13 protein-coding genes are annotated in these 15,204 nt (G+C 70.9%); 4 read left to right on the forward strand and 9 right to left on the reverse strand.

Features of this window, described 5'->3' with window-relative positions; all coding sequences use genetic code 11:
* Window positions 1–13: 13 nt before the first annotated feature.
* Complete coding sequence (locus G6O68_RS20985) at window positions 14–1,174, reverse strand: PP2C family protein-serine/threonine phosphatase (protein WP_165250598.1); 1,161 nt, start codon at window positions 1,172–1,174, stop codon at window positions 14–16.
* A gap of 302 nt (window positions 1,175–1,476) precedes the next feature.
* Window positions 1,477–1,833 carry a hypothetical protein gene (locus G6O68_RS20990; RefSeq protein ID WP_165250599.1) on the reverse strand — a complete coding sequence of 119 codons (357 nt, stop codon included), beginning with the start codon at window positions 1,831–1,833 and terminating at the stop codon, window positions 1,477–1,479.
* A 608-nt stretch (window positions 1,834–2,441) separates the two neighbouring features.
* Here G6O68_RS20990 and G6O68_RS20995 point away from each other — a divergent pair.
* Window positions 2,442–5,096: a M16 family metallopeptidase gene (locus G6O68_RS20995; protein ID WP_165250600.1), complete on the forward strand. Its 2,655-nt coding sequence runs from the start codon at window positions 2,442–2,444 to the stop codon at window positions 5,094–5,096.
* A 272-nt stretch (window positions 5,097–5,368) separates the two neighbouring features.
* Here G6O68_RS20995 and gltA read toward each other — a convergent pair whose 3' ends face one another.
* The 3 genes from gltA to G6O68_RS21010 form a co-directional block, all read right to left on the reverse strand.
* Complete coding sequence (gene gltA / locus G6O68_RS21000; RefSeq protein ID WP_165250601.1) at window positions 5,369–6,841, reverse strand: NADPH-dependent glutamate synthase; 1,473 nt, start codon at window positions 6,839–6,841, stop codon at window positions 5,369–5,371.
* Entirely contained in the window at window positions 6,838–7,746 is a 909-nt protein-coding gene (locus G6O68_RS21005) for a sulfide/dihydroorotate dehydrogenase-like FAD/NAD-binding protein (protein WP_165250602.1), read from the reverse strand. Before G6O68_RS21005 ends, gltA begins: the two co-directional genes overlap by 4 nt.
* A 258-nt stretch (window positions 7,747–8,004) precedes the next feature.
* Window positions 8,005–9,348 (reverse strand): neutral/alkaline non-lysosomal ceramidase N-terminal domain-containing protein, encoded by a 1,344-nt coding sequence (locus G6O68_RS21010; protein WP_165250603.1) that lies wholly within the window; start codon window positions 9,346–9,348, stop codon window positions 8,005–8,007.
* Window positions 9,349–9,708: 360 nt separating this feature from the next.
* On the opposite strand from G6O68_RS21010, the gene G6O68_RS21015 reads away from it, so the two are divergent.
* A complete protein-coding gene (locus G6O68_RS21015) occupies window positions 9,709–10,005 on the forward strand; it encodes a type II toxin-antitoxin system Phd/YefM family antitoxin (RefSeq protein ID WP_165250604.1) in 297 nt (98 codons plus the stop codon).
* Between the two features lie 40 nt (window positions 10,006–10,045).
* Here the strand turns inward: G6O68_RS21015 and G6O68_RS21020 are convergent, their stop codons facing one another.
* The 3 genes from G6O68_RS21020 to G6O68_RS21030 are packed head-to-tail and all read right to left on the reverse strand — an operon-like array spanning window position 10,046 to window position 12,190.
* Entirely contained in the window at window positions 10,046–10,738 is a 693-nt protein-coding gene (locus G6O68_RS21020) for a DedA family protein (protein ID WP_165250632.1), read from the reverse strand.
* 57 nt (window positions 10,739–10,795) lie between these two features.
* Complete coding sequence (locus G6O68_RS21025) at window positions 10,796–11,248, reverse strand: ExbD/TolR family protein (protein ID WP_165250605.1); 453 nt, start codon at window positions 11,246–11,248, stop codon at window positions 10,796–10,798.
* Window positions 11,249–11,299: 51 nt separating this feature from the next.
* A complete protein-coding gene (locus tag G6O68_RS21030; protein WP_165250606.1) occupies window positions 11,300–12,190 on the reverse strand; it encodes a MotA/TolQ/ExbB proton channel family protein in 891 nt (296 codons plus the stop codon).
* Window positions 12,191–12,396: 206 nt separating this feature from the next.
* Here G6O68_RS21030 and G6O68_RS21035 point away from each other — a divergent pair, with 206 nt between their 5' ends.
* Together G6O68_RS21035 and G6O68_RS21040 are read left to right on the forward strand one after the other, a co-directional pair.
* Window positions 12,397–13,863, forward strand: a complete 1,467-nt coding sequence (locus tag G6O68_RS21035) for a DUF1501 domain-containing protein (protein ID WP_165250607.1) — start codon at window positions 12,397–12,399, stop codon at window positions 13,861–13,863.
* A gap of 25 nt (window positions 13,864–13,888) precedes the next feature.
* Window positions 13,889–14,740 (forward strand): alpha/beta hydrolase, encoded by an 852-nt coding sequence (locus G6O68_RS21040; RefSeq protein WP_165250608.1) that lies wholly within the window; start codon window positions 13,889–13,891, stop codon window positions 14,738–14,740.
* Between the two features lie 54 nt (window positions 14,741–14,794).
* Here G6O68_RS21040 and G6O68_RS21045 read toward each other — a convergent pair whose 3' ends face one another.
* On the reverse strand, window positions 14,795–15,100 hold the full coding sequence (locus G6O68_RS21045) for a hypothetical protein (protein ID WP_165250609.1): 306 nt from the start codon (window positions 15,098–15,100) through the stop codon (window positions 14,795–14,797).
* Window positions 15,101–15,204: the final 104 nt, after the last annotated feature.

A 15,204-nucleotide genomic window follows, 5' to 3' on the forward strand; every position in this document is an offset into this window, starting at 1 on the left:
GGAGGGCCGCCGATCAGGTGGCGGCGTGCTTGCGATGGAACCGGCCGGCCTGGCCGAGCATCGAGGCGATCTCGCCGATCTCGCGGAGCATCACCCAGGAGTTGGCGGCGGCCTGCGCTTCGGCGAACTTCCGGCGGTGTTCCGAGAGCGCGGTCCAGTCGACCGACCAGGCCTGGGAGATGGCCGTCTCGCGGACGTCCTCGACGAGCTGCGAGAGCGTGTCGATCAGGCGGTCGTCGATCGTGCACTCGGCCGATCGGTAGCGGTGCTCGTCCTCGGGGGCCAGCGGCTGGACCGCCTTGGGGGCGGTGAGCCGCTCCACGAGCCGATCCTTCCAGGATTTGGCCGCGGCGGAGGACCCGGCCGAATTCTTCCGGGGCGCGTCGCGCTGGTCGGTCTCGCCGGACTCGGGGTCGACCCAGGGGCCGACCCGGACGATCAGGACGGTGATGTTGTCGAGGCCGCCGCGGAGGTTGGCCAGGTGGACGAGGTAGCGGCAGGCGTCGCGGGGGTGGAAGTGCCCGGCGAAGGCCCCCAGCTCGGGGTCGGTCACGGGGCCGGAGAGGCCGTCGGAGCAGAGCAGGAAGACGTCTCCCGGCTGGACGGCCAGCGGGCCTTCCAGGTCCACGTCGACCTCGGCCGGGCCCAGGCTCCGGGTGATCACGTTCTTGGGGATGGAGACGTTGGCCTGCTCGGACGTCAGGTGGTTGCGGCGGACCAGCTCCCAGACCAGGCTGTGGTCGAACGAGAGCTGGTCGATCCGGCCTTCACGCACCCGGTAGACCCGCGAGTCCCCGACGTGGGCCACCAGGGCGCCCTCGGGCAGGAGCAGGAGCGACGAGCAGGTGGTCCCCATGCCGTCGAAGTCGCGGTTGGCGGCGGCCCGCACGTTGATCTGGGCGCTGACGTCGCGGAAGGCCTTGGCGATCGCCTCGCCCGCCGCGCCGGCCTTGGCCTTCATGTAGTTGTGGGGGATCAGGTCGCAGGCCATCTTGCTGGCCAGCTCGCCGGCGGCGTGCGCGCCCATGCCGTCGGCGACCATGAACAGGTGCCCGCGCCGCCGCCAGGTCTCGCGGTTGGCCGCGCGGACCGTCGCATGGCTGTCCTGGTTGTTCCGGCGACGCATCCCGGTGTCGGAGGCCGAGGCGTCGATGATGATGTCGTCCCAGTTCACATCCCGACCTTCTGGAAGAACTCTCGGAATGGGCCCGCCCCCGGCCGCGGACCCGGCGGAGATCGGACGACCTCGGCCGCCGCTCGGGGCATGCCTGCGTGGGACGGCGCACCCCTGACGGCGACTCCTCGACCAAGGCTTCATTCTAACCGCTCGACGCACCGCCCCCCAGCGCCGTCCCCAAAAATCGCCGGGCGTCGCGGCCGATGCGGTCTTATAAGATTAGGCGTTGTTGGGTCCGGCCGGCAAGGCGTCCGCCCCTGGATCATACACGGTGCGCGCCGGCGCTTGTGACGGGGAGACTAGCTCCAGAGCCGGAGGCCCTGGGGCCCCGCGATCCACCACTCGGCCCAGCCGACGGCGGCGACATGCCCCGCCCCGGCCGCCAGCAGGGCCAGGCCCCAGCGTCGCGGGCCGAGGAGGATCATCCAGAGCCCGATGCCGATCATGGTCGGCCCCGCCGTCTTCGTCAGGCCGATGACGATCAAAGGGAGCAACAAGCTCAGCAAGACGCCCCGCCCGACCAGGCCGCCGGTGAGATGCAGGCAGATCACCGCGACGAAGCCCAGCAGCGAGGCCGTCCCCAGGCCCGCGAAGGTGATCGCGAGATCCCGGCCGAACCGGTCGTCCAGCTTGAAGAGCTTGAGGAACTCCCGCATGTCCCCTCCTCGCGGAGCCGGGCGCGTCATCTCGACTCGGGAGCCTACCACAACGCGCCGCCCGGATCGTTCTCGATCGCGGGAATGACGGGAGACGATGCGGGGCGGCTTTCCGCTCGGGCCTCCGGCGATCGAGGGCCCGCCCCCCTCTCCATCCCGCGCTCCGGGTGTACATTTTCTTCAGGGGTGCGCCTTGAGCTTTTCAAGGTCCCGGGACCGGGGCCCCGGCTCGGCCGGATCGATCAACGTCCCGGCGAGCGTCCCCACATCGCTCCTCGGGCCTGGGCGAGGGGGCGGGGATCGCATCGAAAGCGCCGAACGAAGCCAATTTTTCTACGGAGGTAAACCGATTGATTGCTTGAGTTTAAAGCGAAATTCCAGGCTGCGAACGAACCCAATCGAAGCCGATTTCCGCGGCGGAGTCCGGGGACGCGGTTGGGGATGGCGCCGGGCCTCCCGCGGCCGGATTTCCGGGAGCCGGGGCGACGCCCGACGCCGTCTCACTGGCCTGCCCGGAAATGGCCGAGGACGCTAAACTGCAACCTTTTCGCCCCGACGATGGCCGGGATCGACGCCGACACCCTGCAGCACCCAGCGAGCCCCCCGCGATGAGCGAGACGCCGACGCCCCCGCCGTTCGAATTCCGCAAGCAGACGCTCGCCAACGGCCTCGACGTGATCGCGAGGCGTCGGCCGGGGCTGCCGGTCGTCGCGATCAACCTGTGGTACCACGTCGGCTCCAAGGACGAGGAGCGCAACCAGCGCGGGTTCGCCCACCTCTTCGAGCACATCATGTTCGAAGGCTCGGAGCACTACCCCGGCGACTACTTCAAGCACCTCCAGCCGCTGGGGGCGAGCATCAACGGCTCGACCTCGACCGACCGCACGAATTACTTCGTGGACATCCCCGCCGCCCACGCCGAGCGGGTATTCGCGATGGAGTCCGACCGTATGGGCTGGCTGATCCCGGCCCTGGACTCCAAGAAGCTGGACGTCCAGCGCGACGTGGTCAAGAACGAGTACCACCAGACCCACGCCAACCGCCCCTACGGCCAGGCCTGGCGGATCCTCTCGGAGGCCCTCTATCCGCCCCAGCACCCGTATAGCTGGCTGACGATCGGCGTGATGGAGGACCTGGACTCGGCCTCGCGCGACGACGTGGCGGCGTTCTTCCGGCGCTATTACGTCCCGGCGAACGCCAGCCTGGCCGTCGTGGGGGACCTGCCCGAGGACGAGGTCTTCGCGATGGCCGAGCGCTACTTCGGCCCGATCCCCGGCGGCTCGAAGGCGCTGCGGCCCTGGACGCCCCCCGTCGTCCTGCCAGAGCCCGTGGAGCTGGAGCTTCGCGACCGCGTGGAGCTGGACCGCGCGTACATGATCTGGCATACCGTGCCCCAGTTCGACCGCGACGACGCCGCGCTCAGCCTGCTGGGCGACGTGCTGGGCCGGGGGCGGTCGAGCCGGCTCTACAAGGAGCTGGTGCTCGAACGCCAGTGGGCGCAGGACGTGACGGCCTACCAGTCCGGCCGCGAGCTGGCGGGGACGTTCGGCCTGATCGCGACCCTCCGCCCCGGCAAGTCGACGGCCGACGTCCGCCGGGCCCTGCTCGACGCCGTCGAGGCGATCGCCCGCGACGGCGTGACCGAGGAGGAGCTGGAGCGGGTCAAGACGATGAAGGCGTCGGCCTTCCTGTTCGCGCTGGAGCACGCGGGGGGCTTCGGCGGCGTGGCCGACCGGCTCAACGCCTACAACGTCTATCGCGGCGACCCGTCGCTGATCACGACCGACCTGGAGCGGTTCCTCCGCGCCACGCCCGAGGACCTCCGCGAGGCGGCCGTCGACTACCTCGACTGCCGTCCGTTCGTGGGGCTCTCGATCCACGGCCGCAAGCCGGCCGTCGGGGTCGCCAAGGTCGAGCGCGCCACGCCGCCGCCGTCGCGAAAGCCGGCACAGTTCCGCGCCCCGACGCCCGAGGTCCACGCGCTCTCGAACGGCCTGCCGGTCTGGGTGCTCCCCAAGCGCGACCTGCCGACCGTCTCGATGACCGTCGCGATCCGAGGCGGGGCCGGCCTCCAGCCGATCGACCGCCCGGGCCTGGCGCAGCTGGCCGTCGGGATGCTGGACGAGGGGACGAAATCGCGGTCGGCCGCCCAGATCGCCGAGGACGTGGAGTCGATGGGGGCCGCGCTCTCGGCCTCATGCGGCTGGGACGGCTCGTTCGTCTCGATCCGCTGCCTGAAGTCGGTCCTCGACCGGATGCTCGGCCTGGCGACCGACGTCCTCCGCGAGCCGAGCTTCCCGGCCGACGAGTGGGACCGCCTGCGCGGCCAGACCGTCGCGGCCCTCCGCGCCGAGCGCGACGGCGCCGACGCCCGATGCCACCGGGCCCTGATGAAGGCCCTTTATCCCAAGGGCCACCCCTACCGGCATCCGCTGGACGGCGTGGAAGCGGTCGTCGCCGGGCTGGGTCGCGAGGAGGCCGTCTCGTTCTACGGCCGCGCCTTCAACCCCGCGGAGGCGGCCGTCGTCGTGGCCGGCGACGTGGACCCCGACGCGATCCTGGCGATGCTGGAGGACCGCCTGGGCGACTGGCGGGGCGACGCCGCCCCCGCCCCGTCCATCACGCCCCCGGCGCGAGGGAAGAGGCCCCGCATCCTGCTGCTGAACCGCCCCGGCGCCCCCCAGGCCGTCGTCCGATTCGGCCACGTCGGCATCGCCCGGAACGACCCGGACTACGACCGCCTCGGGCTGTTCAACCAGGTCCTCGGCGGCCAGTTCACGTCGCGGCTCAACGAGAAGCTCCGCGAGGAGCGCGGGTTCACCTACGGCGTCCGCAGCAGCTTCGACGGCCGCCGCGGCGCGGGGCCGTTCGCGATCGCCGCCTCGCTCCAGGCCGACAAGCTCGACGTGGCCTTCGAGGACGTCCGCGCCGAGCTGGACGCCCTGCTCGGCGACCGTCCCCCGCGGCTCGACGAGATCGACGACGCGCGGCGGTCGCTGATCGAGGGGCAGTCCCGCCACTTCGAGACCCCCTCGTCCCTGGTGAACCGCTACGCCAACGTCTTCATCCACGGCCTGCCGATCGACCACCTGGCGAACTTCCCCGAGCGGATCGCCGCCGTCGACCTGGACTCGGTCGTCGACGCGGTGCGCCGGCGGATCGACCCCCAGGCCCTCGTCGCCGTGGTCGTGGCCGACGCCGAGCACGTCCGTCCCCTGCTCGAATCGGTGGCGTGGGCGGATTTGGAGCAGGTCGAGGACTGACGACGGCCGGCGCGGGGCCTCGGAGTCTGTCTCGGAGGCTCAATCCGCGGCGGTCTCCGACGCCTTCCCCCCTCGCGGGGGAAGGCAGACCCCGAAGGGGTCGGATGAGGGGGATGACGCTCCAGGGCCCCGTCGGAATCCGAGGCCCGGTCGGCCGCGACGCCGACGGTTTCCGTGCTCGTCTTCCCCCTCATCCGGTCCTTCGGACCACCTTCCCCCGCGAGGGGGGAAGCCCGTTATGATCCGGCGAAGCCGGCTTCCGGGACAGACTCTCACGCCGGGGCGTCCCACGCCCCGGTGCTCAAATACTCGTGGATCGACGCGGCGGCCTTGCGGCCGGCCCCCATGGCGAGGATGACCGTCGCGCCGCCGGTGACGATGTCGCCGCCGGCGAAGACGCCCCGCTTCGACGTCCGCAGCGTCTCCGGGTCGGCGGCGATGTAGCCCTTGCGGGTCGTCGCGAGCTCCGGCGTGGTCGACTGAACGAGCGGGTTGGCCGACGTCCCCAGCGCGATCACGGCCATCTGGATCGGCGTCTCGAACTCCGAGCCGGGGATCTCCTTGGGCGATCGGCGGCCCGAGGCGTCGGGCTCGCCCAGCTCCATCCGGACGCAGCGCACGCCCGAGACGAACCCGTCGGCGTCGCCGAGGAAGGCGACCGGGTTGGTCAGCGTCATCAGGGCGATCCCCTCCTGCTTGGCGTGCTTCAGCTCCTCGGCCCGGGCGGGCATCTCGGCCTCGGAGCGGCGGTAGATCAGGTAGCTGGTCCGCGCGCCCAAGCGGCAGGCGGTTCGGACGGCGTCCATCGCCGTGTTGCCGCCGCCGACGACCGCCACGTCGCGGCCCCGGCAGTCGAAGACCGGCTCGTCGCTCTCGGGGAAGGCATCGGCCCGCATCAGGTTCACCCGGGTCAGGAACTCGTTCGCCGAGTAGACGCCGTTCAGGTGCTCTCCGGGGACGTCCAGGAACTTCGGCAGCCCCGCGCCGGTGGCGACGAAGACGGCGTCGTAGCCCTCGTCGGCCATCAATTCGTCGATGGTGACCGTCTTGCCGATCACGACGTTGGTCTGGAATTCGACCCCCATCATCCGCATGGCGTCGACCTCGTGGCGGACGATCTCCTTCGGGAGCCGGAACTCGGGGATGCCGTACAAAAGGACGCCGCCGATGGCGTGCAGCGCCTCGAAGACCGTCACCGCGTGGCCCTGCCGGACGAGGTCTCCTGCCGCGCTGAGCCCCGCCGGGCCGCTGCCGACGATCGCCACCTTCTTGCCGGTGGCCAGGGGCCGCTCGGGCAGGCCGACGCGGCCGGTCCGGCGCTCGTAATCGGCGACGAACCGTTCGAGGTAGCCGACGCCCAGGGGCTCGAATTTGTTGCCCAGGATGCAGCAGCCTTCGCACTGGGTCTCCTGCGGGCAGACCCGGCCCGTGATCGCCGGCAGGATGTTGTCCTCGCGGATCTTGGCGGCCGCGCCCAGGAAGTCGCCGGCGACGATCAGATCGACGAAGTCCTTGACCTTCACCCCCACCGGGCAGCCCGAAGTGCACTTGGGATTCGCGCAGGAGAGGCAGCGCAGGGCCTCGGTCGCGGCCCCCATGACGGTCAGGCCCTGGTTGACCTCCTCGAAGTTCGTCCGCCGCCGGGCCGGGTCCTGCTCGGGCATGGGCTGCCGGGGGATCTTCATCCGATCCTTCTTCGACAGCGGGGGGGCGGGGACGGCGGGGTCGGGCGTCTCGGCGTTCATGATCGGCGGGCCTCCGCGCGGACTTCCGGGTGCTCCCACTCCAGGCGGCACGACTCGCGGACGCGGTCCAGGTCGCGTTCGGGGTCTTCCAGGAACCGCCTGAGCGACTCGGACTCGTTCGAGAGATAGGTCCGGTTGCGGCGGACGAGCGTCTCGAAGTCGATCTCGTGGGCGTCGAACTCGGGGCCGTCCACGCAGGCGAACCGCGCCCCGGCGGTGGTGAGCACCCGGCAGCCGCCGCACATGCCGGTGCCGTCCACCATCAAAGAGTTGAGGCTGACGACCGTCTTGATCCCCTTCGGCCGGGTCGTCTCGGCGACCGCCTGCATCATGCGGGTGGGGCCGATCGCCAGCACCAGGTCGATCGCCCGGCCCGACTCGATCAGCTCGCGGAGGACCTCGGTCACGAACCCCTTGCGGGCGTAGCTGCCGTCGTCGGTCGTCACCAGCAGTTCGTCGCTGATCGCGCCGATCTCGGCCTCGAGGATCACCAGCTCCTTGTTGCGGGCGCCGACGATCGACACGACGTGGTTGCCGGCCTCCTTCATGGCCTTCGCAGTCGGGTAGGCGATGGCCGCCCCCAGGCCCCCGCCGATGACGACGACCGTGCCGAAGGCCTCGACGTGCGAGGGCGTCCCCAGCGGCCCGACCAGGTCCAGGATCGCGTCGCCGGGGCCGAGCATGTTGAGGAGCTTGGTCGTCTTGCCGACCCCCTGGACGATCAGCGTGACCGTGCCGCGATCGGGGTCCGAATCGGCGATCGTCAGCGGGATCCGCTCGCCGTGATCGTGCAGCCGGAGGATGACGAACTGGCCGGCCTTGCGCTTCCTCGCCACGCGCGGGGCCTCGATCACGAAACGCTTGACGTCGGGTGCGAGGAACTCGGCCTCGACGATCGGGAACATGGCAGGGGCCTCGTCGAACGCGAGTCGGGCCGGCGACGACCGGCCGGCGACGACGCCGGATTCGGGGCATGAGCGTTCGTCATGCGGAGGCCCGGGCGAGGGCCTCGGGAAAGTCGACCGGCGTCGGTCAGGAGGCGGCGCCCGGGGTCGCCGGGCCGCCCTTCGCACTGGGGGCACCTTCGATTATGCATCGCCCCGCGCGGGGGGCCTAGCCGAAACCGTCGGGCGCGGCGATTTTGACGGAATCGACCGAAATGATCATCGCGGCCTGTCCGGAGCCGGCGATTCCCCCGGGAATTTGCCCCGGAGTCGGTACAGGGCGATGAGGGCTCGGTCGAGCATCGTCTCGCCGGCGCCGAGGGCGATGGGGGACATCCGGGGGTCGGCCCCGTAGCCCCCTTCGGAGGCGGCCTCGATCGTCGGGAAGTAGAGGAGGTGGCCGTTGCAGTAGCCCAGGACGAGGGCGTGGGGGAGGTCGGCGCGTTCGCGGAGGCGGGTCGCGTGGCGGTGGAAGGGCTCGCCGGGGAGGCCGACGAGGCCGAGCGAATCGCCGAGGAGGGCCGTCGTGGTCTCGGGGGTCACGCCGCCGGCGAACTCGTCCGCCACGTTCGCCACCAGCTCGGGGAAGAAGGCCCGGCCGTAGAGGATGCGGTTCAGGGGGTTGGCCAGGTCGAGCCGGGCGTCGAACCGATGCGACTCGACCGCCACGCCGATCGCGGGCCGGACGGCCTCGGCGGACCGGGCCTGCTCGGCCGCCTCCAGGGCGGCGAGGCCGAGAACGCGGCCGAAGGCGTCCGCCCCCTCGACGCCGGCCGGCGCGTTCGGGCTCATGTCCCCGCCGGCCCCCTGGAGGAACACGCAGGGGGCGCTCAGGCCTTCCTCGACCGTCGCCCGCAGCGCGCCCGGGTAGTCGGCCGAGAACCGGAGGTCGTCCCCCGCCCGCATGACCGGATGGGCGGCGAAGTGGACGACCGCGGCCAGGGGCGAACCGTCGGGGCGGTCGAGCCGGATCACGGTGAGCTTCGGGTCGGTGGCCTTCGGCTCCTTCTTCGTGTGCCGGTTGCGGTTGAGCGTCAGGTCCTTCGCCGCCGCCCGGATCGCGACCGGTTCGAGCCGGTCGTCGGCCTCCAGGATCGCGCCGGCCAGTTGATCGGGGAGGTCGCGGGCGTAGGCGACGGCGTCGTCGAACTTTCCGCGGCCGCGGCCGGGCTCGTCGGTCAGCTCGATCACCGGGCCGTGGTGGGTGTGGCTGCCGCAGAGGAGGACGGCGACGATCCCCCTGGGGGCGACGGCCTCGCGGATCCTCGCCGTCATGGCCGGAGTCGGGCCGCGGCCCAGGTCCATCCCGACGATCGCCAGCTTCTTCCCCCCCGCCTCGACGACCACGGTCCGGGCCAAAAGTCGGTCCCGGACGCCCGTCGAGAGGACGTCGTGTCGCGCGCCGTAGCCCCACATGGGCGTGGGCTTCGGGGGCGTGACGTCGCGGTCGGCGACGCCCGCCCGGAACGTCGGCGGGGGCTCCTCGGCCGGCGTGGGGGGGGTGAGCAGGGCGGCGGCGAGGCCGAGCAGGCCGACGAGTCCCGGGGTGTTCCGCACGCTCATGGGAGGTCCCTCCGAGTCGGCGGGAGAGGTCCCCCCGCCCGCCAAAACGCCCCGGGTCGAGCGTCGACCCTTGCAAGGGCGTCACGGCCTAGTAAAATAGTCGTACCGCGTCGCGCGGGACGCATGTCTCGGCCCCCGCAGCGCCAGGAGCCTCGGGCCTCCGGCCTGCATCGTCGATTTCCGAGGGCGGATCGTCGCCCCAACTGTTCAAGACGTTTTTTAAGCAAGCTGTCGAAATTCGCCGCATGCGTCGAATCGAACCGCCGCGAGGTCTCGCGACGATCGACCGCGCCTGGCGGTCGCGAGGGCCCCGAGGATCGAGGGGCGTCGCATCATCTTTGATTGGCGGAGGCCTTGTTCATGGCGGAAAAGACCTCGGATTCACCCGTCCGGATCATCGGCAGCCGGGAGCTGCACCAGAACCTGCCGGGCATCCTCCGGGAGCTGGAGAACGACAAGGTCCGCTACGTCCTCACCGTCCACGGCAAGCCCCGCGCGGTCCTGGTCGGGGCCGAGCCCTACCTCGGCATGATCCTCGACGGCCGGAAGTCGAGCGAGGCCCTCGTCGGCCTGCAGCTCACCGCGCTTTTGGGCGGCGACCTGGGCTCCGTCCCGCTCGATGACCTGGAGCGGGCCCTCGACCCCCGTCAGGACTGACGCCGGCGGCCGAGGCGAGGACCCCCTCCCCTCCCCTCGCTCATTCGGCCAGGCCCGCCTCCACGGCCTCGCGCTCGGCCTCCCGCTTCGAGTTCATCCGGGCGCGGACGAACTCGAACACGGCCGGCAGGACCGAGATGACGATGATCGCCACGACGACCAGCTTGAAGTTCTTCTGGACGATCTCGCGGCCGCCGAACCACCAGCCCCCCACCAGGAACATCGCCACCCAGGCGATGGCCCCGGTGACGTTGTAGAGCGCGAACTTGCCGTAGCTCATCCGGCCGATGCCGGCCACGAACGGGGCGAAGGTCCGCACGATCGGGATGAACCGCGCCAGGATGATCGTCACGGCGCCGTACTTCTCGTAGAACTCGTGCGCGTGGATCAGGTGCTTGCGGTTCAGCAGCCGCGAGTTCTCCTTCGCGAAGACCTTGGGCCCGACGTACCAGCCGATCGCGTAGTTCACCGCGTCGCCCAGGATCGCCGCGACGATCAGGAGGATGGTCAGCGGCAGGAGCTGCACCGGCGCGTCCGGGTGCGCCGCCACCGCGCCGGCCGCGAACAGCAGCGAGTCGCCGGGCAGGAACGGCGTGACGACCAGGCCGGTCTCGGCGAAGATGATCGCGAAGAGGATCACGTAGAGCCAGGGCCCGACCATCTGGGCCATCTGGTTGAGCGACTCCGGGCTGAAATGGATCACGAAATCGACTAGCTGCTGGACAAGCTCCATCATCGGCTCCAAAAGGAGGGGGCGGGGCGGGGCGGTCGAGGCGGGGACGATCCTTCGTCACGGCGAGGGCCGGTCGCCCTGGCGGTTCGATTCGTCGCGCGAGCGGACCGGGAGGCGGACGTTGCGGATCCCGGCCGAGTCGCAGACCGACAACACGTCGGCGAGGTCCTGATAGGCCAACGCGGCCCCGCCGCGGATCATCACGCCCTGGTTGGCGAACCGCGCCCGGGCCCGGCGGAGCAGCACGGCCAGGCCGTCCAGGTCGTGGACTTCCTCGCCGACGCCGACCTTCCCCGGCTCGATCACGGTGAGCACCAGGTCGTCGGGGGCGGCGGTCAGGGGCGCGGCGTCGGCCACTTCCGGGACCTTCACCGCGAACTCGCTCTCGTCCCAATCATACAGGCGGGTGGCCGCCATGAAGAACACCAATAAGCAGAGGATGACGTCCACCATCGGCGTCATGTTGATGAAAGGCGCTTCGTCCTGGGCCTGCAGGCGGCTGGAGAGCATCGAGGGGGCCTCGGGGGTTCCGCCGCGGGCGCGGCCAGGGGGCGGCTTGGCTCAGACGACGCGCGTCTCCTGGGCGGGCCGAGGGGCCTCGTTGGGGAGCCCGGGGGGGATGCGGCGGTCGAGGATCGAGGGCCGGATCGAGTCGCCGGCGACCAGCTCCACGACCTCGCGCGCGTGCTCGTCGACCTCGCGGGTCAGCACGTCGAGGCGGTTGAGCAGATAGTAATACATGCAGACGGCCAGGATCGCGATCGCCAGCCCGAAGGCGGTGGCGATCAGCGCCAGGCTGATCCCCTGGGCCAGCATCTCGCCCCGAGAAGGCCCGGCCTTGCCGCCGAGGGCGTCGAACGACTGGATGATGCCGACGACCGTCCCCAGCAGCCCCAGCAGCGGGCCGAGCGTCGCCATGCCGCTGAGGACCCGGAGGTTCCGCTTCAATTCGAGGACCTCGCCGGCCGAGTCGAAGGCGACGATCTGGCGGATCTCCGCCCCCGGCCGGCCCCAGGCCCGGACGGCGTGGCCGAACACCCGCGCCGCCACGCTGTCGTGCGCCTTGCACAGCTCCAGGGCCCGGTCGCGGTCGAGCTTCCCCGCCGCCAGCCGCTCCAGGAAGCGGTCGACGAACTCGGGCGGGGCGATGCGCTTGCGGCGGAGCGCCAGCAACCGCTCCAGGGCGATCCCCATCGTCAGAATCGAGCACGCGGCCAGCGGCCAGAGCATCGGGTTGGCGGTTAGCAGCAGCCGTCGCATCGCGTTCCGGTCCACCCCCGGCTTGGCGTCGACGCCCGACGGGGCGGACGGCTCGGCCTTCGCCTCCACGACCGGGGTCACGGCGGGGGGGGCCGAGGCGTCCTGCGCCGACGCGGTCCCGATCCCGCCGGCGATCAGGAGGCAGGCGGACGCGGCGAAGAGCCGCAGGGGCGTCGAGCGAAGGCGGGGCATGGAGGCTCCCTCCGGGGGCGTGGTCATCCGAGGCCGATCCGTCGTGGATTCTAACGGACCGGCCGACCCTGTCAATCGAGCCGACCGCGCCGAAACCCGCCGCCGGGCCCGGGTTTGGATGGGCCCGGCGGCCCTTTGGAGGTATCCTGGAGGACCAGCCGAGGAACGAGGAGGAAGACGCCGCAAGAATTCGGAGGACGCGACTCATGAGCGGACTGGATCCCCTCCAGCCGAATCACGGCCACGCCCACCCCCACGCCTTCGGCGACCTTCGGGCCCGCGAGCGCGAAGGGCTGGTGATCGCCAGCCGCCGCAGCATGCTCAAGGCGAGCCTGGCGGGCCTGGCCGGGCTGACCCTGCCCGACCTCCTGCGCCTCCGCGCGTCGGCCTCGGCGACCAAGCCCCCGGGGGGGAAGGCCGTCATTCTCCTCTGGATGGCCGGCGGCCCCAGCCAGATCGACACCTGGGACCCCAAGCCCAACCGCCCGCTGGAGAACCGCGGGCCGTTCGGCGTGATCTCGACCGCCCTGCCCGGCGTCCACATCTGCGAGCACCTGCCGAAGCAGGCGGCGATGCTCGACAAGTTCACGATCATCCGCTCGGTCGACGCCCGCCACAGCAACCACGAGCCGAACAAGGTCTTCCAGACCGCCAACCTCGACGCCGAGCCCCGCCGGAGCCCCAGCAAGGACCTGTATCCGGCCATAGGCTCGATCGTCGCCAAGCACCACGGGCCCAACCGGCCCGGAATCCCGCCGTACGTCGCCTTCCAGACCTCGCGGTCGCACATCGCCTACGGCGGCCACCTCGGGAAGCAGTTCGACCCCTTCATCGCCAACCAGGCGTGCAAGCTGCCGATCTACAACAACGTCGGCGTGGACTCCGGGCGGACGTCGCCCGCCGGGTTCTTCAAGCTCCCCGGCGGCATGACTCAGGAGCGGCTGGTGAGCCGCCAGGCGTTGCTGGAAGACCTCGACGGCCTCCGCCGCGCCCTCGACCACTCGCCCGACGTCGCCGCATTGGACAAGTACGGTCGCGAGGCCGTCGACCTCCTCATCGGCCGCCGCGCCCAGGAGGCGTTCGACCTGGAGAAGGAGCCGCAGGCCGTCCGCGACCGCTACGGCAAGCACCTCTGGTGTCAGCAGGCGCTGCTGGCCCGCCGCCTGGTCGAGGCCGGCTCGTCGTTCATCACGCTCGACCTGAGCTACCACGGGGCGTCGGGCACCTGGGACAATCACGGCGACAACATCCCGCCGTACGGCGGCATCAGCAAGGGGCTCCAGCCGTTGTTGCCCTTGTTTGACCACCTGATCACCACGCTGGTCTCCGACCTCGACGAGCGCGGGCTGCTCGACGACGTGCTGGTGATCGCCATGGGCGAGTTCGGCCGGACGCCGAGGATGGGGACGCAGGGGAGCACCGACGGCCGCGACCACTGGAACGCGGTGATGTCCATGTGCCTCGCCGGCGGCGGCCTCAAGCACGGCCAGGTCATCGGCTCCACCGAGGCCGACGGCGGCCACATCAAGGACCGCCCGGTCACCCCCAGCGACCTCGCCGCCACCATCTACCGCCACATGGGCGTCCCCCTCGACGCCTACTATCAGGACGCCAACCAGCGCCCCCACTTCATCGTCGCCGACAACGGCCAGCCGATCGCCGAGCTGTTCTGAACCGACCCCGGCACGGAGACCGCCCATGCCTTCGACCTTCCTCTTTCTCGCGCTCTCGGCCGTCGCCTGGGCCGACGACGTCCTCGTCCGCAAGGACGTGCCGTACCTCGGCCCCGACCGCGCCGAGAAGCTCGACCTGTATCTGCCCGGGGGCGAGCCGAAGGCCGGTGAACGTCGGCCGGGGATCGTCATCATTCACGGCGGCGGCTGGACCGGGGGCGAGAGGGGGGCGAAGCGCGAGATCGAGATCGGCACGACCCTCGCGCAGCACGGCTACGTCTGCATCAGCATCGACTACGCGCTGGCGAAAGCGGGGAGCCCCACCTGGCCGGGGAACCTGAAGGACTGCAAGCGCGCCGTGCAGTGGCTCCGCAAGCACGCCGACGAGTACCAGATCGACCCCGACCGCATCGGCGCGATCGGCGGCTCGGCGGGGGGTCACCTCACGGCGATGCTCGCGTTGACGGGCCCCGAGGACGGCTTCGAGCCCGAGGAAGACCCCGGCGTCTCCACCCGCATCCGGGCCGCCGTGCCGATGTACGCCCACATGGCCGCCGGGTTCGACCGCGACCACGTCATGTTCCCGTCCAAGCGGAGCGAGGAGCCCGACCTCTACCGCCTCGCCGCGCCCATCAACCATGTCACGAAGGACGACCCGCCGATCCTCCTGCTGCACGGTACGGCCGACACGACGACCCCCCTATTCCACTCGGAACGCCTGGCCGCGAAGCTCCAGGACGTGGGCGTGCCGCACCAACTCGTCATCGTCGAGGGCGCCCCCCACAGCTTCGCGCTGCGGCCTCGCCAGCGCGACCTGAGCGGGCTGGTCGTCGGGTTCTTCGACGATCACCTGAAGGCGACGAAATCCGGCGAGTGACGGACGGGACGGGGAGGCCGGCGTCGGTCTCCGCTTCCGACTCGATCCTCGCGGTCAGTTCGAGGCGACGGCGTAGTCCTGGAACAGCTCGGCCCGCAGGCGCTGCATGATCGCGAGGAAGGTCTCGCGTTCGTACTCGGTGCGGAGGCGGGGCGTCAGGCGATCGACGCAGCCGGCGATCGCGTTCCAGGCCACGGTCAGGGGGACGCCGGCGGCCATCGCCGCGGAGGCGAGGCGGCGGCAGCGGTTGATGAAGACCCGCTCGCGGTCGCAGGTCATCCCGGGCAGGCTCACGATGAACACGCGAGCCCGAATGTGGTCGATCGGCCGTCGATCCTGCGCATGCTTCGACATCCGCATCAGAACGTCTCCAAGCCGGCGAGCCTTCGCCGTGACAGAATCCTTCGAATCACGACCGGGACGATCGTGACGACGAACTCGGACGAGGCGATCCGGTGGCGGAA

It is taken from the genome of Paludisphaera soli, from assembly GCF_011064595.1.
GTDB classification, from domain to species: domain Bacteria; phylum Planctomycetota; class Planctomycetia; order Isosphaerales; family Isosphaeraceae; genus Paludisphaera; species Paludisphaera soli.